Source organism: Haloactinopolyspora sp. (assembly GCF_027324685.1).
Classification (GTDB): domain Bacteria; phylum Actinomycetota; class Actinomycetes; order Jiangellales; family Jiangellaceae; genus Haloactinopolyspora.
In genome coordinates this window covers 46,976-66,854 of record NZ_DAHVSH010000175.1, presented here as the reverse complement: position 1 = coordinate 66,854, position 19,879 = coordinate 46,976, and the positions used below count along the sequence as shown (strand labels likewise).

Annotated in this window: 20 protein-coding genes and 1 pseudogene; all 21 read left to right on the top strand. The window is 67.3% G+C overall.

What is annotated here, in order from left to right; translation table 11 throughout:
* Window positions 1-207, top strand: a pseudogene (locus M6444_RS19300) (cation/H(+) antiporter); the annotation flags it as partial.
* A 42-nt stretch (window positions 208-249) separates the two neighbouring features.
* Window positions 250-579 (top strand): TcmI family type II polyketide cyclase, encoded by a 330-nt coding sequence (locus M6444_RS19295; RefSeq protein WP_298331197.1) that lies wholly within the window; start codon window positions 250-252, stop codon window positions 577-579.
* 22 nt (window positions 580-601) lie between these two features.
* The gene (locus M6444_RS19290; protein ID WP_298331195.1) at window positions 602-1,861 is read left to right on the top strand and encodes a beta-ketoacyl-[acyl-carrier-protein] synthase family protein; all 1,260 of its coding nucleotides are present in this window, start codon (window positions 602-604) and stop codon (window positions 1,859-1,861) included.
* Window positions 1,858-3,084 (top strand): ketosynthase chain-length factor, encoded by a 1,227-nt coding sequence (locus M6444_RS19285; protein ID WP_298331192.1) that lies wholly within the window; start codon window positions 1,858-1,860, stop codon window positions 3,082-3,084. Before M6444_RS19290 ends, M6444_RS19285 begins: the two co-directional genes overlap by 4 nt.
* Window positions 3,084-3,344 (top strand): acyl carrier protein, encoded by a 261-nt coding sequence (locus M6444_RS19280; protein WP_298331190.1) that lies wholly within the window; start codon window positions 3,084-3,086, stop codon window positions 3,342-3,344. The genes M6444_RS19285 and M6444_RS19280 overlap by 1 nt, the downstream gene beginning before the upstream one ends.
* A gap of 19 nt (window positions 3,345-3,363) precedes the next feature.
* Window positions 3,364-4,149: a 3-oxoacyl-ACP reductase FabG gene (gene fabG, locus M6444_RS19275; protein ID WP_298331188.1), complete on the top strand. Its 786-nt coding sequence runs from the start codon at window positions 3,364-3,366 to the stop codon at window positions 4,147-4,149.
* A gap of 12 nt (window positions 4,150-4,161) precedes the next feature.
* Window positions 4,162-5,109: an aromatase/cyclase gene (locus tag M6444_RS19270; RefSeq protein ID WP_298331186.1), complete on the top strand. Its 948-nt coding sequence runs from the start codon at window positions 4,162-4,164 to the stop codon at window positions 5,107-5,109.
* A gap of 1 nt (window position 5,110) precedes the next feature.
* Window positions 5,111-6,583, top strand: coding sequence for an FAD-dependent monooxygenase (locus tag M6444_RS19265; protein ID WP_298331184.1), 1,473 nt, complete (start codon window positions 5,111-5,113; stop codon window positions 6,581-6,583).
* Window positions 6,584-6,654: 71 nt separating this feature from the next.
* Entirely contained in the window at window positions 6,655-8,349 is a 1,695-nt protein-coding gene (locus tag M6444_RS19260; RefSeq protein ID WP_298331182.1) for a tryptophan 7-halogenase, read from the top strand.
* A 34-nt stretch (window positions 8,350-8,383) separates the two neighbouring features.
* Window positions 8,384-9,181, top strand: coding sequence for a nitroreductase family deazaflavin-dependent oxidoreductase (locus M6444_RS19255; protein ID WP_298331181.1), 798 nt, complete (start codon window positions 8,384-8,386; stop codon window positions 9,179-9,181).
* A gap of 17 nt (window positions 9,182-9,198) precedes the next feature.
* Window positions 9,199-9,954 carry an SDR family oxidoreductase gene (locus M6444_RS19250; protein ID WP_298331179.1) on the top strand — a complete coding sequence of 252 codons (756 nt, stop codon included), beginning with the start codon at window positions 9,199-9,201 and terminating at the stop codon, window positions 9,952-9,954.
* 127 nt (window positions 9,955-10,081) lie between these two features.
* Complete coding sequence (locus M6444_RS19245) at window positions 10,082-11,722, top strand: MFS transporter (RefSeq protein ID WP_298331177.1); 1,641 nt, start codon at window positions 10,082-10,084, stop codon at window positions 11,720-11,722.
* 95 nt (window positions 11,723-11,817) lie between these two features.
* Window positions 11,818-11,991: a hypothetical protein gene (locus M6444_RS19240; protein WP_298331175.1), complete on the top strand. Its 174-nt coding sequence runs from the start codon at window positions 11,818-11,820 to the stop codon at window positions 11,989-11,991.
* Window positions 11,992-12,031: 40 nt separating this feature from the next.
* Window positions 12,032-12,397 (top strand): antibiotic biosynthesis monooxygenase family protein, encoded by a 366-nt coding sequence (locus tag M6444_RS19235; protein ID WP_298331174.1) that lies wholly within the window; start codon window positions 12,032-12,034, stop codon window positions 12,395-12,397.
* Between the two features lie 45 nt (window positions 12,398-12,442).
* Window positions 12,443-13,846 (top strand): NDP-hexose 2,3-dehydratase family protein, encoded by a 1,404-nt coding sequence (locus M6444_RS19230; protein ID WP_298331172.1) that lies wholly within the window; start codon window positions 12,443-12,445, stop codon window positions 13,844-13,846.
* Window positions 13,847-13,886: 40 nt separating this feature from the next.
* Window positions 13,887-15,053: an acyltransferase gene (locus M6444_RS19225; protein WP_298331170.1), complete on the top strand. Its 1,167-nt coding sequence runs from the start codon at window positions 13,887-13,889 to the stop codon at window positions 15,051-15,053.
* Window positions 15,054-15,058: 5 nt separating this feature from the next.
* Window positions 15,059-16,063 (top strand): NAD-dependent epimerase/dehydratase family protein, encoded by a 1,005-nt coding sequence (locus M6444_RS19220; RefSeq protein WP_298331168.1) that lies wholly within the window; start codon window positions 15,059-15,061, stop codon window positions 16,061-16,063.
* A complete protein-coding gene (locus tag M6444_RS19215) occupies window positions 16,060-17,169 on the top strand; it encodes a DegT/DnrJ/EryC1/StrS family aminotransferase (RefSeq protein WP_298331166.1) in 1,110 nt (369 codons plus the stop codon). Before M6444_RS19220 ends, M6444_RS19215 begins: the two co-directional genes overlap by 4 nt.
* Window positions 17,170-17,185: 16 nt before the next feature.
* Complete coding sequence (locus M6444_RS19210) at window positions 17,186-17,788, top strand: dTDP-4-dehydrorhamnose 3,5-epimerase family protein (RefSeq protein ID WP_298331163.1); 603 nt, start codon at window positions 17,186-17,188, stop codon at window positions 17,786-17,788.
* Entirely contained in the window at window positions 17,785-18,675 is an 891-nt protein-coding gene (gene rfbA, locus M6444_RS19205; protein WP_298331161.1) for a glucose-1-phosphate thymidylyltransferase RfbA, read from the top strand. Before M6444_RS19210 ends, rfbA begins: the two co-directional genes overlap by 4 nt.
* A 28-nt stretch (window positions 18,676-18,703) precedes the next feature.
* Entirely contained in the window at window positions 18,704-19,870 is a 1,167-nt protein-coding gene (locus tag M6444_RS19200; protein ID WP_298331159.1) for a nucleotide disphospho-sugar-binding domain-containing protein, read from the top strand.
* Window positions 19,871-19,879 lie beyond the last annotated feature (9 nt).

Sequence of the window (19,879 nt, the reverse complement as noted above, 5' to 3'; positions counted from 1 at the left end):
CTCGGGGTGTTGATGAACACGCGTGGGCTCACCGAGTTGGTCATTCTCAACGTCGGGATCCAGCGCGGCATCATCAACGGCGAAATGTTCACCATGATGGTCATCATGGCGTTGGTCACCACCGCGATGGCTGGGCCATTGTTGCGGGTGCTCCGCGTTGTTCCGCGTCCTGACGAAAACGTGCTCGTGCACGATCAACGCGCGTAGCCGCCGACTGCCGCCGAAGCCAGCTCACCGAAAGGGAATCTCATGCCCAGTACCTTGATTGTGGCTCGAATGCAGCAGGAATCCCAGCACGACGTGGCGAAGATATTCGAGGAGTTCGACCGAACCGAGATGCCGCACTTGATGGGTACCAGCCGGCGGCAGCTGTTCACATTTCACGGCCTCTACTTCCATATACAGGATTTCGATTCCGACCGCGGTGGGGCAGCGATCGAGGAGACGAAGAACCACCCGCTGTTCGTTCAGGTGAGCACCGACCTGAAGCCGTTCATCACCGCTTACGACCCGCAGACCTGGCGTTCGCCGGCCGATGCGATGGCGACGCCCTTCTACTACTGGACGAAATCCTCATAGCGCGGGGCGAAGGAGTATCCACATGGAACGGCGAGTAGTGATCACCGGCATCGGAGTCATTGCTCCGGGGGCCATCGGGACCAAGGAGTTCTGGGCGCTGTTGAGCGAGGGCCGGACCGCGACCCGCACGATCACGTTCTTCGATCCGAGCCCGTTCCGCTCGCGGGTCGCCGCTGAGGCCGACTTCGATCCGGACCTCCACGGCCTCAGTCCCCAGGAGTCGCGCCGGATGGATCGGGCGGCGCAGTTCGCCGTGGTCGCGGCGCGCGAGGCGCTGATGGACAGCGAGCTCGAGCTTGATCTGTCGATGGATCCCCACCGCACCGGCGTGACCGTGGGCAGCGCCGTCGGCGCGACGATGGGGCTGGATCGCGAGTACCGGGTCGTCAGTGACGGCGGACGGCTCGACGTCGTCGATCACACCTACGCTGTGCCCCACCTCTACGACTATTTCGTCCCGAGCTCGTTCGCGGGTGAGGTCGCCCGGTCGGTGGCCGCCGAGGGGCCGGCGACGGTGATATCCACCGGCTGTACATCGGGGCTGGACTCCGTCGGGTACGCCGCCGAGGTGATCCGCGAGGGCAGCGCGGACGTCATGATCGCCGGGGCATCGGACGCGCCCATCTCGCCGATCACGGTCGCATGCTTCGACGCGATCAAGGCGACCACGCCACGGCACGACGATCCCGCGCGCGCCTCCAGGCCGTTCGACCGCACGCGGAACGGATTCGTCCTGGGCGAGGGGGCGGCGATGTTCGTCCTCGAAGAGTACGAACGGGCCAAGGCCCGCGGTGCACACCCGTACGCCGAGATCGCCGGGTTCGCGACCAGGTGCAATGCCTTTCACATGACGGGGCTGCAGCCGGACGGACGCGAGATGGCCGAAGCGATCCGGGCAGCTCTCGGCCAGGCGCGCGTCGCGTCGAACCAGATCGACTACATCAACGCCCACGGCTCGGGCACCAAGCAGAACGACCGGCACGAGACGGCGGCGTTCAAAGCCAGCCTGGGCTCCGACGCCTACCGGACCCCGGTGAGCTCCATCAAATCGATGGTCGGTCACTCCCTGGGGGCCATCGGCTCGATCGAGATCGCCGCGTCGGCGCTGGCGATCGAGCACAACCTCGTTCCGCCGACAGCGAATCTGCACGAACCCGATCCGGAATGCGACTTGGACTACGTGCCGAACGAATCCCGCACGTGGCCGACGGACATGGTGCTCACCGTCGGCAGCGGGTTCGGCGGTTTCCAGAGCGCGATGGTGTTGGGCAGGGTCACGTGAGTGCCACGGCGGTGGTGACCGGGATCGGTGTCGTGGCGCCGACGGGGCTGGGCGCGGCCGAACATTGGACGGCTACGTGCCGGGGGACGAACCGCATCGCCCCGATCACCAGGTTCGATGCGTCCGGCTACCCGGCTCGCCTGGCCGGCGAGGTGGCGGGGTTCGTCGCCGAGGAACACCTGCCGAGCCGGCTGATCCCGCAGACCGACCACATGACGCGCATGGCGATCGTCGCGGCGGACTGGGCGCTCGAGGACGCCGGGATACGCCCGGAAGACTGGCCCGAGTTCGGGATGGGGGTCGTGACGTCGAGTTCGTCCGGCGGGTTCGAATTCGGCCAGCGCGAGCTGCAGAACCTGTGGAGCAAGGGCGGGCAGTTCGTCAGTGCCTACCAGTCCTTCGCCTGGTTCTATGCGGTGAACTCCGGGCAGATCTCCATCCGGCACGGTATGCGCGGACCCAGCAGCGTCGTCGTGTCCGGGGAGTCCGGGGGACTGGACGCGATCGCGCAGGCGCGCCGGCTCGTGCGCCGCGGTGGGCAGGTGATGATCGCCGGCGGTGTCGACGCCTCGATCTGCCCGTGGGGCTGGGTGGCCCAGCTCGCCGGCGGCCGAGTGAGCACCTGCCCGGACCCGCAGCTGGCCTATCGCCCCTTCGACGCCGACGCGGGCGGGCACGTGCCCGGTGAAGGCGGCGCCCTGCTCGTGGTCGAGGACGCGGACAGCGCGCGCCGACGCGGTGCGCACGTCTACGCCGAGATCGCCGGTCATGCGGCGACGTTCGACCCGGCGCCGGAATCCGGGCGCGAGCCGGGACTGCGCCGCGCGATCGAGTTGGCCTTGGGCGATGCCGGAATGCAACCGCAGGACATCGACGTCGTGTTCGCTGACGCAGCTGCCGTTCCCCAGCTGGACCAGGTGGAGGCAGGCGCCATCCGGGCGGTTTTCGGGCCGCGAGGTGTTCCGGTCACCGCACCGAAGACCATGACCGGGCGGCTGCTGTCCGGCGCGGCGTCGCTCGACGTGGCGACCGCCCTGTTGTCGATCCGGGATCAACGAGTGCCGCCGACCACCAACATCAGCGCTGCTGCGGACGCCGACCTCGACCTCGTGCTCGCCGAGCCGCGGCACGGCGCCGTCGATGCGGCCCTGATCCTCGCTCGCAGCTACGGCGGGTTCAACTCCGCGCTGGTCGTACGCCGGCACACAGAAGGGAAACCGTGATGACGATTCACGAGACCACCATCGACGACCTCAAGACCGTGTTGCGCGAGGTCGCAGGCCAGGCCGAGAACGTCGACCTCGACGGCGAGATCCTCGATCTGACCTTCGACGAGCTGGGCTACGACTCGCTGGCGCTGCTCGAGGCCGGTGCCCGGCTCGAGCGCGAGATCGGGATCGCGCTGGACGACTCCACGCTCAACGACGTCCAGACGCCCCGCGAACTCCTCGCTGCCGTCAACGAAAAGCTCGTCGCTCGCTAGACAGGTCGGAGGAACACGCATGTCACGCACACCACAACGAATCGCCGCTGTCACCGGGGCGACGAGCGGAATCGGACTGGCCGTCACCAGGAGGCTCGCCGAGCAGGGACACCGGGTGTACATCTGTGCCCGTACCGCCAGCGCCGTCGAGCTCACGGTGAAGGAACTACGCAAGGACGGACTCGACGTCGCCGGCAGCGCCTGCGACGTCACCGACCCGCAGGACATCGCCACGTTCGTCCGCTCGGCGGTGGACCGCTACGGGCCGATCGAGGTGCTGGTCAACAACGCCGGCCGCAGTGGCGGCGGGGTCACCGCCGACATCGACGACGATCTGTGGTCCGCGGTCATCGACACCAATCTCAACAGCGTGTTCCGGATGACCCGGGAGGTCCTCAACACCGGCGGCATGCGGCAGCTGAACCGTGGACGGATCGTCAACATCGCCTCCACCGCCGGTAAGCAAGGCGTGGTGCTGGGTGCGCCGTACTCGGCGTCCAAGCACGGCGTCGTCGGATTCACCAAGGCACTGGGCAATGAGCTGGCCCCGACCGGGATCACGGTGAACGCGGTCTGCCCGGGCTATGTGGAGACGCCGATGGCACAACGGGTCCGGCAGGGCTACGCGGGTGTCTGGAACACCTCGGAGGACGAGGTGTTGGCGAAGTTCCAGGCGAAGATCCCGCTCGGGCGGTACTCGACGCCGGACGAGGTCGCAGGCCTCGTCGGCTACCTGGTCACCGACACCGCTGCCTCCATCACCGCACAGGCGATCAACGTCTGCGGTGGCCTGGGCAACTTCTGAAGGAGGGTGGACATGGCATCGCAGCAGCACCGCGAGGTGGAGCACGAGATCACGGTGGCCGCTCCCGCACCGGCTGTCTACGAACTCATCGCGGCCGTGGAGAACTGGCCGCGGATCTTCCCGCCCACGGTCTACGTCGAACAGGTCGAGCGCTCCGCGCGGGACGAACGGATCCACATCTGGGCCACGGCCAACGGTGAGGTCAAGGACTGGACGTCGCGCCGGATCCTCGACCCCGGTGGATTGCGGATCGACTTCCGCCAGGAGGTCTCGGCACCACCCGTGGCGTCCATGGGCGGGGCGTGGGTGATCGAAGCGCTGTCCAAGGACGAATCCCGGGTGCGGCTGCTCCACGATTACCGGGCGGTGAACGACGATCCGGACAGCCTGGCCTGGATCGACCGGGCGGTGGACCAGAACAGTCGTTCCGAACTGGCGGCTCTGCGCACGAACGTGGAGCTGGCCGTCGGTGACGGCGCCGATCTCGTCATGTCGTTCGAAGACTCGATCCGGGTCGACGCCGCGGCGAAGGACATGTACGACTTCGTGAACGAAGCCGGGCTCTGGACCGAGCGGCTGGCGCACGTGTCGTGGGTCTCGCTGGTCGAGAAGACGCCCGGGGTGCAGATCCTGGCCATGGACACCCAGACCAAGGACGGCGGCACGCACCGGACCGAGTCGGTGCGGGTGTGCTTCCCCCACCACCGGATCGTCTACAAGCAGACGACCCTGCCGGCCCTGATGACCCTGCACACCGGAGTGTGGCGGTTCGAGGAGGACGACGCGGGCGTGCTGGCGACCTCGCAGCACACCGTGGCGATCAACGAGGCGAACATCGCCACGGTGCTGGGCGAGGACGCCGGGGCGCCGCAGGCGCGGGAGTTCGTGCGCAACGCCCTCGGCGCGAACAGCCGGGCCACGCTGGGGTACGCGCGAGAGTACGCCGAAAGCCGGCGCTGACATGGACACCGACGTCATCGTCGTCGGTGCCGGACCCGTCGGGTTGATGCTCGCCGGGGAGTTGCGCCTCGGCGGGGCCGACGTCGTGGTCCTGGAACGCCTGGCCCGCCCGACGACCGAGTCGCGCGCATCCACCCTGCACGCGCGGACCATGGAACTGCTCGACCAGCGCGGACTGCTGGAGACGCTGGGCACTCCGCCGCACGAGCCCCGCGGTCACTTCGGCGGACTCCCGCTCGATCTGGGGACGCAGAACTCCCGCTTCGCCGGGCAGTGGAAGGTGGCCCAGACCCGCCTGGAGGCCCTGCTGGGCGAGTGGGCGACCGGGCAAGGCGCGCGAATCCTGCGCGAGCACACGCTCACGTCGCTGACCGCCGCCGACGATCAGGTGACGGCCGGCGTCGAGACACCGTCAGGCCCGGTCACCATCCGGGCCGCGTATCTGGTCGGCTGTGACGGCGACCAGAGCACGGTGCGTCAGGTGGGCGGGTTCGACTTTCCGGGGACGCCGGCCACGCGCGAACTGCTGCGCTGCGACATGACCGGGGCCGACGTCGCCGATCGCCGGTTCGAACGCTACCCGGACGGGCTCGCGACGGCGGTGACCCACGACGGACTGACCCGTCTCATGGTGCACCAGTTCGATCGAGTGCCGAACCCGTCCCGCAAGCCGGACTTCGACGACGTGGTCGAGGCCTGGAAACGAGTGACCGGCGAGGACATCGGGGCCGCCACGCCGGTCTGGATCAACGCACTCAGCGATGCGAGTCACCTGGCGGCGCAGTACCGGCGAGGCCGAGTCCTGCTCGCCGGAGACGCAGCACATCGGCAGCTGCCGGTCGGGGGACAAGCGGTCAACCTGGGCGTTCACGACGCAGTGAATCTCGGCTGGAAATTGGCCGCACAGGTAGCCGGCTGGGCTCCGGCCAGGCTGCTCGACACCTATCACGACGAGCGGCATGCGGTCGGCCGGCGGGTCCTGGACAACATCGAAGCCCAGACCCGTCTGCTTCTCGGTGCGGACGTCGAGGGCCTGCGGAGCACCTTCGGTGAGCTCATCGGCCTCACCGCGGTGCAAGCCCGGCTCGCCGACATGATCGGCGGGCTGGACGTGCGCTACCGACCCGGTGACCATCCGCTGGTCGGGGCGCACATTCCGCATCTCGCGCTCGCCAGCGAGCGCGGTCGGACCAGCACCACCCAACTGCTGCGAGCCGGGCGCGCAGTCGTGCTGGAACTGTCCGGGCAACCGCGGCGCTGGGCCGAGGTTGCCCGGACAGCGGCCGGGCAGCGGGGCCGGGTGGAGTGCGTGCGCGCGACGTTGCGTGCGGCCGCGTTCACCCGGCCGCACGCAAGCGCCCTGCAGGACGTACGCACGCTCGTCCTGCGCCCGGACGGCCACGTGGCCTGGGCCGGCGATCGCTCGAGTGCTGCTCGGCCGGCGCTGGCCAGCTGGTTCGGCCCACCGGAATGACATCCCTTTTCACATGACAGACGACGACACAGGTGAGTCCGTGAGCGCGCGTTGTTAAGGAGTTGGCAGTCATGAACAGTCGGGTACGGTCGGTTGAGACGGACGAGCAGTCCGGACCGGTCCAGCAGTGTGACGTGGTGATCCTGGGGTCCGGCCTCGCCGGCTCGGTCAGTGCCTTGTGTCTGGCCAGCCAAGGCGTGAGCGTCGCGCTCGTCGATGCGGGCCAGCATCCACGCTTCGCCATCGGGGAGTCCATGACTCCTCAGCTGATCGAGTGGTTGCAGATCCTGCGGGCGCGTTTCGACGTGCCGGAGCTGGAGCATCTGTTCGACGTCAAGGCCACGATGAAGCACATCGGCCCGCACCACGGGCGCAAGCAGAGCTTCGGTTTCATCCGCCAGGTTCCCGGCCAGGAGCCGGACCCGCGCGAAGCCACGATGTTCGTGATCCCGAAGATCCTGACCGAGGCGAGTCACCTGTTCCGGCAGGAGACCGACCAGTACTACTTCGGTGTTGCCGCGAAGTACGGCTGCATCACTCGGCAGAACTGGCGCGCCGTCGACCTGGACTTCGACGACGACGGTGTGACCGTGACCGGGCAGAACGGTGAGATCTTCCGAGGCAAGTACCTGATCGACGCCAGTGGCGTCCGTTCGCCGCTGGCGGAGAAGTTCGGCCTGCGCGAGCAGCCGGCCCGGTTCAAGCATCATTCCCGGTCGCTGTTCACCCACTACATCGGGATCAAGCCCTACGACGACGTGTCGCACCACCCGCGGAGTCTGCGTCCACCGGCACCCTGGCACGGCGGGACGCTGCACCACCTGATCGAGCGCGGCTGGTTCTGGATCATCCCGTTCGACAACATCAAGGGTTCGACGAACCAGCTGTGCAGTGTCGGGCTGACCTTCGACGAGCGGCTCTACCCGAAGCCGAAGGACATGACCCCTGACGAGGAGTTCAACCACTACCTGAACATGTACCCGGCGGTGAAGCGGCAGTTCGAAGGCGCCCACCGGGTTCGGGAATGGGTGTCCACCGACCGGCTGCAGTACTCGTCGTCGAAGTCCGTCGGGTACCGGTGGTGCCTGATGTCACATGCGGCCGGGTTCATCGACCCGCTGTTCTCCCGGGGCTTGTCCAACACGTTCGAAGTCGTCTACGCACTGGTCAGCCGGCTGGTGGAGGCGCTGAAGGACGACGACTTCTCCGAGGAGCGCTTCGAGTACGTCGGCGAGCTCGAACGAGGGCTGCTCCATTACAACGACGAACTGGTCAACAGCTCGTTCATCTCGTTCAACCATTTCCGGTTGTGGAACGCGGTGTTCCGAGTCTGGGCGGCGTTCTTGACGCCGGGCGTGCTGCGGCTGAGCCGGGCCCGGCTGAACTACGCCCTCGACGAGGATGAGCGGCATTTCAGGGCGTTGGAGGAGACCGCCTATCCAGGGCTGTGGTGGCCGGAGAGCACCGAGACCAAGCAGATCCTGGAGATCACCGCGGAGACGTGTGAGAAGTACGAGGTCGGGGAGCTTTCCGGCGACGAAGCCGCCGACATCATCTTCGGGATGCTGAACAACTCCGACCTGGTGAACCCGGTGTTCGGGTGGAAGGACCCGGAAGACACCAGGTTCGTCCTGCCGACCACGTCGATGATGGCGAAGTTCATGTACTGGGCCAACGTCAAGGCGCCCGGTGAGATGCGCGAACTCGGTCGCACGTTCCTGGGCGGCATCGTCCGCGCCGGGATTCGCGGCAAGAAGGTCCTCTGAACAACTCAGCTAGGTGCGGGAGGAGACAGCGACGATGACTGAGACGACATCGACCAAGACCGAATCGCCGGCGACGCCGCCGAAGAAGAACGGAGCGCGATCGGGCGGGACGGCGAAGCGGGTGGCCAAACCGGCCGCGCCGAAGAAGCCCGAGCCGGCCGCGCCGCAAGCGCCGGCCGAGTGGGGGCCGTCGTCGGACATGGAGCCGGCGGTCGGCTGGTCACCGGCCGAGGACTGGACGACCGCCGAGACCGACTCACTCACCTCGTGGTCCACGACCAAGCCGCAGCTCAACGCCGGCCGGCTGATGCGGGCGTTCGTGCGCGTCAACGTGTACCTGTACTCGAAACCGCCGACCCGGGTGAGCAAGACGATCAACAAGCTCGGGGTGCGGTTCAACGTCTTCGCCTATCAACGTTCGCGTGGGCGCATCATGGGTCGCTTCGGCGACCTCGAGGCGCTCCTGCTCACCACGACCGGGCGCAAGACCGGCAAGCCTCGCACCATCCCGCTGGGCTACGTCTTCGATCGCGGCCGGTTCATCGTGGTGGCCGTGCCGGGGCACTTCGACATCCCCGGTGGGCCCAAGGCCCTCGACCCGGCCTGGTACCGCAACCTTCAGGCCAACCCGCAGGCGAAGATCAACATCGGGCCCGAGGTCATCGAGGTCACGGCCGCCACGGCCACCGGCGCCGACCACGACCGCTACTGGCGGCAGTTCACCACCGCTTACCCGTTCATCGGTGAGTTCTTCAAGCGCGCGAACCGGCCGCCGCCCGTGGTGGTGCTCACGCCGAACGACCTCGAGCTGGACGCCGCGGGAACGAACTGAACACGAAGGGACGACACATGGGAAAGTTCAGCGGTAAGACCGCCCTGGTCACCGGGTCCAGCCGTGGCATCGGCCGGGGCATCGCCGAACGGCTCGGCGGGCACGGCTGCCGGGTCGCCGTGCACTATCGCAGTGACGAACACAGCGCGAAGGAAGCCGTGGCCGCCATCGAGTCCGCCGGCGGCGAGGCCTTCGCCATCCAGGCCGAGCTCGGCGTCGCCGGGGACGCCGAGACGTTGTGGGAGGCCTTCGATCGCCACGCCGACGGGCTGGACATCCTGGTCAACAACACCGGGGTGGAACCGGCGGAGTTCGGGATCGAGGCCACGACCCCCGAGGGGTTCGACGCCGTGGTCGCGGGCAACCTCAAGGCCGCATTCTTCGTCACCAAGCACGGCCTGACCCGCCTGCGCGACGGCGGCCGCATCGTCAACATCTCCTCCGGACTCGCGCGACGTGCGGCCGCCCAACCCGAGTACGTCACGTACGCGATGGCCAAGAGCGGCCTGGACACGCTGACGGTGGCCCTGGCCAAGCAGTTGGGGTCCCGTGGCATCACGGTCAACGCCGTGGCTCCAGGTCTCGTGGACACCGAGACCACCAGGATGAAGCTCATCGACGAGCAAGCCCGGCAATTCGCGGCCTCGATGCACGTGCTCGGCCGCATCGGTCGTCCCGACGACATCGCCGCGGCGGTCGAGTTCCTGGCCTCGGACGACGGCGGTTGGGTCACCGGCCAGTGGCTGGAGGCCTCGGGTGGACTGCTGCTGTAACGGCGGGCATGTCACACTCCGGGCGCCCTCGGCCCTCTCATACGCACGAGGCTGAGACCTTCGGCCCCGGAGTGTTGGACGGCGACGACCGTGACGGCCGCAGCAGGCCCACGGAGAGGAGATTCCGGTGTTGAGCAAGTGGCACGGCAACCCGTGGGCCATCATCGCGACCCTGTGCCTCGGGTACTTCATGACGTTGATGGATCTGACGATCGTCAACATCGCGATCCCGCGGATGACCGACGATCTGAACGCCTCTCTCGATCAGATCCTGTGGGTGTTCAACGCGTACGCGCTGTGCCTGGCCGTCCTGCTGATCACGGCGGGACGGCTGGGTGACTTGCGGGGGAAGAAGAACGTCTTCCTCGTCGGCGTCGTGGTGTTCACCGTGGCCAGCCTCGCCTGCGGACTCGCCCAGGACCCGAACCAGCTGATCGCCTTCCGTGCGGTGCAAGGCGTGGGAGCCGCGCTGCTGGCGCCGCAGACCTTGGCGATCATCGCCGATGTCTTCCCGGCGTCCAAGCGCGGCGTTGCGCTCGGGATCTGGGGAGCCGTCGCCGGCCTGTCCGCCATCGCGGGGCCGACGGTCGGTGGCTTTTTGACCAGCGCACTCGACTGGCGATGGGTCTTCTTCATCAACATTCCCATCGGGATCGCGGTCGTCGTCCTGGCCGCCTTGGTGATCCCGGCCTCGCAACAACGAATCGAGTACCGCCTCGACATCACCGGGGTCATGATCGCCTCGACCTCGCTGTTCTGCCTGGCTTTCGCGTTGATCCAAGGCGAGCGCTACGACTGGAACGGCTGGATCTGGGCCCTGCTCGCCGCGAGCGCCGTGACCCTGGTGATCTTCCTTCGCCAGCAGCGCGGCGTTCAGGACAAGGATCCGCTCATTCCGTTCACGTTGTTCCGCGACCGCGCGTTCTCCATCGCGAACTTCGTCGCGATCGCCGTGTCGTTCGGCGCGATCGGCCTGTTCCTGCCGATGACGATCTACTTCCAGTCGGTGCTGGGCTTCAGCGCCCTGAAGACCGGACTCGTCTTGCTGCCGATGGCTGCCGGCGGGCTCATCATGGCCGTCCCGGCCGGGGTCCTGTCGGAGCGGTTCGGCGGAAAATGGGTGCTGATCGGCGGGCTCGTGACGTTCGGTGCGGGCATGGCCTGGCTCGTGCCGGTCGCGCAGACCGATGCGAGCTGGACCGCGTTCGTTGCGCCGTTGTTCGTGATCGGACTCGGGTCGGGGTGCAGCTTCACGCCGATGGCCTCGGAGATCATGCGCAACGTACCGCCGAAGTTGAACGGTGCTGCCTCAGGTGTCAACAACGCCATGCGCAACGTCGGGGCGGTGCTCGCGGGTGCGGTGACCGGGGCGGTTCTCCAGACGCAACTGGTCTCCTCGCTGACCGAGCAGGCGCAACAGCGTGCCTCGCAGCTGCCCGACGAGTACCGCGACGGGTTCGTCGATGGCCTGTCCGGCGTGGATGCCGGTGGGTTGAGCGTCGGAACCACGCAGGCGGCACCGGCGCAGCTACCCGACGGGTTGCCCGACAGCGTCGTGCAGGACATGCAGAGCCTGGCCGCGCAGGTCTTCAGCAACGGCTACATCGAGGCGTTGGCGCCGACGCTGCTGGTCTGCGTTGGTGCGCTGGTCGTCGGCGCGCTGGCCTGCCTGGGCCTGAAGAGCCACACCGAGCCGGTGGCCAATCCGTTCGGGTTACCGGTCGACGACGACGCCGAGGAGTTGGCCGCGCTGGACGAACGCGCCTGACACATTCACCACCGGTGAGCTGCCGGGTTTCGCTCGATTCGATCGAGCGGAGTCCGGCAGTTTCGTTCTGCCGCACCGTGGGAGGAGGGATTCTCTTGAGTGCCCTGAACACCGGTGGCGCGCTCATGGACATCGTGAGCTTCGCCATCAAGGTGAGAAAAGCCAAAGGCTCCACCGACCGGCTGGACCACATCGACGTCTTCGTCGGGCTGGCCGGCGTGCTGTCCGTGCTCGCCAGACGGCGGCGGCAGCGCAACGTCATCGCTTGATTCACCCGCCTTCGTTCGAACGATCACGAAAGGACCGACCATGAAGATCGAGGAACTGGATCCCACCACGCCTCTCATGGCGCAGCTTCAACAGAAGACCGGGCCCATCACGCTGATCAACACCGTGACCGTGCCCCGCGAGATGCGCGAGAAGTTCTTGGAGACCTGGCGCGAGGACGCGTCGTTCATGAAGGCCCAGCCCGGGTTCATCTCCACGCAGCTGCACCAGGGCACCGCCGACAGCCAAGTCATGGTCAACGTCGCGGTCTGGGAGTCCTCAGAAGCGCTGTTCCGCGCGTTCTCCGACCCTGAGTTCCAGAAGGCGAGCAGCAAATACCCCGAGGGGATCGTCGCGTACCCGCACGTGTTCGAAAAGGTCGCCGTCGAAGGCCTGTGCGTGGCCTGACGGCGACCCCGCCGGCCATGTTGGAAGATTCCGAGGTGACATGTCATGACGACGCCGTCGACCATTGCGGAGTCCATGCTCGCGCGCGAGCGTGACAGCCTCGACCTCGCCGAGTTCGATCGCGAGATCGAAGAGTCCAAAGGGCACATCTACACCCACGCCGAACGCGTACCGCTGGCCAAGCTGAACGACTGGTACGAAGAGCCTGACAGCGGCTGGCTGCGGCATCGCAGCGGAAAGTTCTTCTCCATCGAGGGGCTGCGATTCAGTCTCCCCGAGGCCCCGGTCTCCGCCTGGTGCCAACCCATCATCAACCAGCCGGAGACCGGGATCCTGGGGATTCTGGTGAAAGAAATCGATGGCATCGTGCACTGCTTGATGCAGTTGAAAGACGAGCCGGGAAACTGCAACGGCGTCCAGTTGTCGCCCACCGTCCAGGCGACGCGAAGCAACTTCACCGGTGTGCACGGCGGGCGTTCGGTTCCTTATCTCGAGTACTTTCGCGAAGTGCGCACGGACCAGGTGTTGGCCGATGTGCGCCAGTCGGAGCAGGGCGCCTGGTTCTTGCGGAAGCGAAACCGCAACATGATCGTCTCGACGATGGACGAGATTCCCTCGCGAGACGGTTTCCGGTGGCTCAGCGTGGGGCACGTGCTGTGGCTGCTGCGCCAGCCCGATCTGGTGAACATGGACAGCCGGACGGTCTTGTCGGTCCTGCCGTTCGCTGTCGACGCCGGCCGCACGGGCAGCGCCGCCGGTGACCCGTTCACGAGTGCGCTGGTGAGCTCGTGCGACGCGAGGGCTCGGACTCGTCATGCCGATCGTCAGATCCAATCGTGGATCAGCGAAGGTCGAAGCAAGAACGACGCCACCGTCGAACCGGTCCCGATGGATGCGCTGACGCGATGGCGTCGCAGCGCGGAAAGCATTCAGCACGATACGGGTCAGTTCTTCGAAGTCATCGGGGTGCGGGTGGAATCAGCCGGCCGAGAGGTGGGGCAGTGGACCCAGCCGATGCTGGCGACGAAGGAAGACGGCCTGATCGGGCTGCTGGTCACCACGATCGACGGGGTGCTGCACGTCCTGATGAACCTACGCGCCGAACCCGGCTTGGTCGACGTGGCCGAATTGGCCCCGACGGTGCAATGCACTCCGGGAAACTACGAACACCTGCCACCGTCCGCACGGCCGGTGTTTCTCGAAGAGTTCTTGACCGCAAAGCCGGAGGCGATTCGGTTCGACAGTGTCCTGTCCGACGAGGGCGGGCGCTTCTACCGCGTTCGCAACCGGCATCTCATCGTCGAGACCGACACCGTGTATCAGCATCCTGATTACCGCTGGATGGCGGTGCATCAGTTACGAGATCTGCTCCGGCATTCACATTACCTCAATGTGCAGGCCCGCAGCATCTTGGTGTGCCTGTACAGCTTGCTCGTCGATCGAGCGTGAACATCACTTCGTCATCTTTCTCATCGAGGGGGGATTGTCCATGACGGACGCGACCCTGAACAAGAGCAAACTACCTTCGCTGACCGGGTACCGATTCCTACTGGCCTTTGCGGTGTTGGTGGGTCACGTGGTGTTCGTGTCCGGCATCTTTCCCATGGGCCATGCCGTCCTGGAAGGCATCGACTATTCGAAGGTCCTGGCCGCCGGCGCGGTGTCGTCGTTCTTCGTGCTCAGCGGATTCATCCTCACCTGGACCAGGCGCGCGGACGACACCGCTCGACGATTCTGGCGGCGCAGGGTCGTCAAGATCTTCCCGAACCACGTCGTGACCCTCGTGCTGATGACCGCCCTGATGCTCGCGACCACGGCAGCCACGATGCTGCCCGTGGGCGAGCCGACACCAGGCGGGACGGTGGCGAACCTCTTCCTCGTGCATTCGTGGGTTCCCGACACCGGCCTGATCAGTAGCGGAACCGGGGTCACGTGGTCGCTGGTGGCGGAGATGTTCTTCTACCTGAGCTTCCCGTTCATCATCGCGCCGTTGTGCGCGGTGGCCCAGAAGCATCTCTGGCCAGTGCTGGCCGTGGTCATGGCCGCGATCGTCACCGTGCCGGGGGTCGTGGCGTTGGCCGGTCCCGGGGACACGGTCGTGCCATGGATGTCGTTGTCGGTGGAGACCTGGTGGTTGATCTACTTCTTCCCGCCGGTGCGTGCGCTGGAGTTCGTCTTGGGCATTCTGCTCGCCCGGGCGGTGCTGTCACACCGGTGGCCCATCGCGCATCCGTTCTGGCCGGTCATGGCTCTCCTGGCGGTCTTCGTCGCCACACCGGTGCTCCCGGATGCCTATCTGTGGGGTGCGGCGACCTGTGTGCCGGCGGCTGCCGTGATCGCCACGCTCGCACGCCGTGACGTGGAGCACGGCGTGTCCGGATGGCTGGCCACGCCGGTCATGATGCGCCTGGGTGAGGCGTCGTATGCGCTGTACCTGGTGCACATCCCGGTGACGTTCGCACTGCTCCAGCTGCTCGGACCCGCCCGGGTGTACACCACGACGACGGCCACGTTGGTCGTCCTCGCCGCCATGGCCGCCTCGATCGTGGCCTCGCTGCTGCTCTGGCGGCTGGTCGAGGTGCCCATGATGCGCCGATTCGCTCGGCCGCGGCGGTCCACGGCGGCCGAGCCGACCATCCAACCCGTGGGAGGTTGATCGCCATGTCCGGTAGGGCCGATGGAGCCGCGGACGACGCCAGGCCGTTGATCACCGTGCTCGGTGCGACCGGCTTCATCGGCTCCGCCGTGGTCGCTCGACTCGCGCGGCGTGATGTCCGGCTGCGGGCGGTGGCTCGTCGAGAGGCCGCTGTTCCGGTTGCGGAGGCGGCCGACATCGAGTCGGTGTCAGCCGACCTGACCGATCGCGAAGCCCTCGCCGCCGCGGTGAAGGGCTCCGACGTGGTCATCCACCTGGTGCTGTGCGACGGCGGCTGGCGGGCCGCGGCCGAGCCGGGCGCGCGGCGGGTGAACGTCGGCGTGATGCGTGATCTGATCGACGTGCTCCGATCCGGCGCCGCGGGGTTCGGGCCGCCGCCGGTCGTGATCTACGGCGGGGCGGCCTCCCAGGTGGGTGCGCCGCCCCGCGAGCCGCTGGACGGCAGCGAGCCGGACCGGCCGGCCACGACGTACGACCAGCAGAAGGTGGCTGCCGAGCAGTTGCTGATGGACGCCACGCGCGCAGGACAGGTGCGCGGCATCAGCCTGCGGCTGCCGACGGTCTTCGGTGAAGGCGCGGCCGCCGGTGTGAGCGACCGCGGCGTCATCTCGACCATGGTGCGCAAGGCCCGTGCCGGAGAGCCGATCACCATGTGGCACGACGGCACGGTCCGGCGCGACCTGGTCCACGTCGCCGACATCGCCACGGCCTTCGAGGCCGCGTTGGACCACCCCGACGACTTGGCCGGTCGGCATTGGCTGCTCGGCGCCGGACGCGGCGACAGCCTCGGCGCGGTGTTCACCTGTCTCGCCCAATGCGTCGCGGACCACACCGGGGCACCGCCGGTCCCCGTGATCTGCGCCGAACCGCCCGAACACGCACCCGCCACGGACTTTCAGAGCGTGACGATCGATTCGTCACCGTTCCGGTCGGTCACCGGATGGCGGCCCCGGATCTCGTTACGCGAAGGGCTGGACCGCCTTGTCGCGGCACAGAAGGGGAGATCGTGACCACTTACGTCTGGGATTACCTGCCTGAGTACGAGAACGAACGTGAGGACATCCTCGACGCGGTCGAGCAGGTGTTCCGCTCCGGCCGGTTGGTGCTCGCCGACAGCGTCCGGGGTTTCGAAGACGAGTTCGCCTCTTATCACATGCGCAACCACTGCGTCGGTGTCGACAACGGGACCAACGCGATCAAGTTGGCACTCCAAGCCCTGAATGTCGGTCCCGGTGACGAGGTCATCACCGTGTCGAACACCGCGGCGCCGACGGTGGTGGCCATCGATGCCGTCGGTGCCACGCCGGTGTTCGTCGACGTGCGCGCCGAGGACTTCCTGATGGACGTGCAGCAGGTCGAGGCTGCCATCACGAAGCGGACCCGCTGTCTGTTGCCGGTCCATCTGTACGGCCAGTGCGTGGATCTCGAACCGCTGCGTGAGCTGTGTGAACGCTACGACCTGGTGCTGCTGGAGGACTGCGCGCAGGCTCACGGTGCGCGCCAGGACGGCCGGCTCGCCGGCACGACGGGCCACGCGGCCGCGTTCTCCTTCTATCCGACGAAGGTGCTCGGCGCCTACGGTGACGGCGGCGCGGTGCTGACCGACGACGACGACGTCGCCGCGGGTCTGCGCAGGCTGCGCTTCTACGGCATGGAGCGCACGTATTACACGGTTCAAACGCCTGCGCACAACAGCCGGCTCGACGAGGTCCAAGCCGAGATCCTGCGGCGCAAGCTCACCCGGCTCGACTCCTACGTGGCCGGCCGCCGCGAGGTGGCCCGCCGCTACGTCGAGGGACTTGGCGACACCGACCTCGTGCTGCCCAGCGCCAATCCCGGCAACGAGCACGTCTACTACGTCTACGTGGTCCGGCACCCGCGGCGTGACGACATCGTCGAACGCCTCAAGGCCTACGACATCCACCTGAACATCAGCTATCCGTGGCCGGTTCACACCATGAGCGGGTTCGCCCACCTGCCGCAAGGCCCCGGAGCGCTTCCGGTCACCGAGCACCTGGCCACCGAGATCTTCTCGCTGCCGATGTACCCGTCGTTGCCCATCGGGCTGCAGGACAAGGTCATCGCCGCGGTGCGAGACGTGTTGTCCACCCTTTGAGCCACAGGAGTTCATCATGCAGGTACGCGAACTCAAGGTCGACGGTGCGCTCGAATTCACGCCCCCGGTCTATCCGGACGAGCGCGGACTGTTCGTCTCGCCGTTCCAGGGCCCGGCCTTCGCCGCGGCGACCGGGGGTCGATTCCCGCTGGCCCAGAGCAACCACAGCCGCTCGCGCCGCGGTGTGGTCCGCGGAGTGCACTACACCCGCACCCCGCCAGGCTGCGCCAAGTACGTCTACTGCGCTCGCGGTTCGGCGCTGGACATGGTGGTCGACATCAGGCTCGGATCGCCGACGTTCGGCCAGGTGGACTCGGTGCTGATGGATCAGCAGGACTTCCGGGCCATGTACTTCCCGGTCGGGACGGCCCATGCGTTCGTCGCGCTGGAGGACGACACCGTCATGTCGTACCTCGTCACCAGCAGCTACGTACCGGAGAACGAACTGGCGATCTCGGTGACCGACCCGGAGTTGGCGCTGCCACTGCCCGACGACCTCGAGCTCACCGTCTCCGAACGAGACCGGGTGGCCATGACCCTGGCCGAAGCACAGGAACAGGGGCTTCTGCCGGAGTACGCGCGCTGCCAGGCCATCGAACAACGGGGGAGGAGATCATGAAAGGCATCATCCTGGCCGGCGGCAGCGGGACGCGGCTTCGTCCGCTGACCGGCGCGCTGTCCAAGCAGATGCTGCCGGTCTACGACAAACCGATGATCTACTACCCGCTGTCGGTCCTGATGCTGGCCGGCGTGCGCGAGATGCTGCTGATCAGCACGCCGAGCCAGCTGGGCATGTTCGAGGATCTGCTCGGCGACGGCTCGCGGTTGGGCTTGACAGTGGAATACGCCGCGCAAGACGAGCCGCGGGGGATCGCCGAGTCGTTGATCATCGGTGCCGACTTCATCGGTGACGATCAGGTGTGCCTGGTCTTGGGGGACAACATCTTCCACGGTCCCCGGTTCTCGAAGCTCCTGGGCGACAGCGTCGCCAATCTGGACGGATGCGAGCTGTTCGGCTACCGGGTGAGCGATCCGAGCCGCTACGCCGTCGGCGAGATCGACGACGACGCGCGGCTACTGACCCTGGAGGAGAAGCCGGCCCGGCCGCGGTCGAACCTCGCGGTGACCGGTCTGTACATGTACGACAGCGACGTGGTCGGCATCGCGAAGAACATCGCTCCGTCCGACCGCGGCGAGCTGGAGATCACCGACGTCAACCGGGCCTACCTGGCTCAAGGCCGGGCCGGGCTGACCGAGCTGGGGCGCGGATTCGCGTGGCTGGACATGGGCACGCCGGAATCACTGCTCAACGCCGGCCAGTACGTGCAGCTGCTGGAACAGCGCCAGGGTGAGCGCATCGCGTGCATCGAAGAAGTCGCGTTGCACAAGGGGTTCATCACGCCGCAGCAATGCCGCCGGCTGGGCGAGGAGATGGCCGGTACCGCCTACGGAGCGTACGTGTGCGCCATCGCCGAGCGGCCGAGTCCACACACGCCCGCCGGATGAACCGGTGCCGACAGCAAAGGAGACTGCCATGCGTATCCTGTTCACCACCTCGCCCACGTTCTCTCACACCACGCCGCTGGTCCCGTTGGCCCAGGCGGCCCGGTTGGCCGGCCACAAGGTGCTGTTCAGCGGCGGTGAAATCACCCGCAAGACCGCGGCCAGCGCCGGGTTGGCCGTGCTGGACCCGGCACCCGGCGTGGATGTCACCGAGCCGTACCGGCGGTTCATGACCGACGAATCCAACCGCGACCTGCCGCCGGAGAAGGCCGTCGGTGCATTCGTGGGCATGCTGGCCGAGGTCGGCGGGCTGATGTTGCCCGGCCTGGTCGATGCCGCCCGGGACTGGAAGGCCGACGTCGTCGTGACGCCGGCCTGGATGCCCACGGGGCTGCTGGCCGCGCGGGCGGCCGGGGCCTTGGCGGTGATGCACGGCATCGGACTGCGTTACCAGATGGTCCCGTGGATGGCCGCTGAACCACCCGAGGTCGTGCAGCGCCACGGTGTCACCACTTTCCCCGAGCACTGCGACGTCGAGATCAGCCTGTCGCCGGAGCCCATCGAGCGACTGAGCCCGATGACACCGGGCCAGATGCCGTTCCCGGTCCTGCCGATGCGGCCGAGTACGTACAACGGCTCCGGCGAGGTACCCGGCTGGGTGTTGCGTCGGCGGCGCCCGGTGCGTATCGCCGTCACGATGGGCACGACCTCGGCGGACGACGGCTGGGCGGCGGTGCTCGACGCGGTCGTCAACGGCGCGGCCGATCTCGACGCCGAGGTGGTGCTCGCCACCGGCGGCGTGGACGTGGAGTCCATCATCGGCAAGTTGCCGGACTCGGTTCGAGCCGTCGACTTCATCCCGCTGACCAACCTGCTGGACACCTGCGATGCCGTGGTGCATCACTCCGGCATGAGCTCGATGTTCTCCGCCTTTTGCGCCGGGGTGCCGCAGGTCGCCCTGCCCAGAGACGTGGGCGATTCCCCGATCAACGCGCACGTCATGACCACCCGCGGTGTCGGCGTCGCCGTCCAACGTTCACAGGCGACACCGGAGACGGTCAGCAAGGCGTTGCGCGAGGTCATCGACGTGCCGTCCTACCGCAGTGCCGCCGCCGACGTGGTGGCTGACATCGACGCCATGCCCAGCCCGGCCGACGTGGTCGCCCAGCTCGGTGAGCACGCCGCCCGACTGCGCTGACCAGCAGTG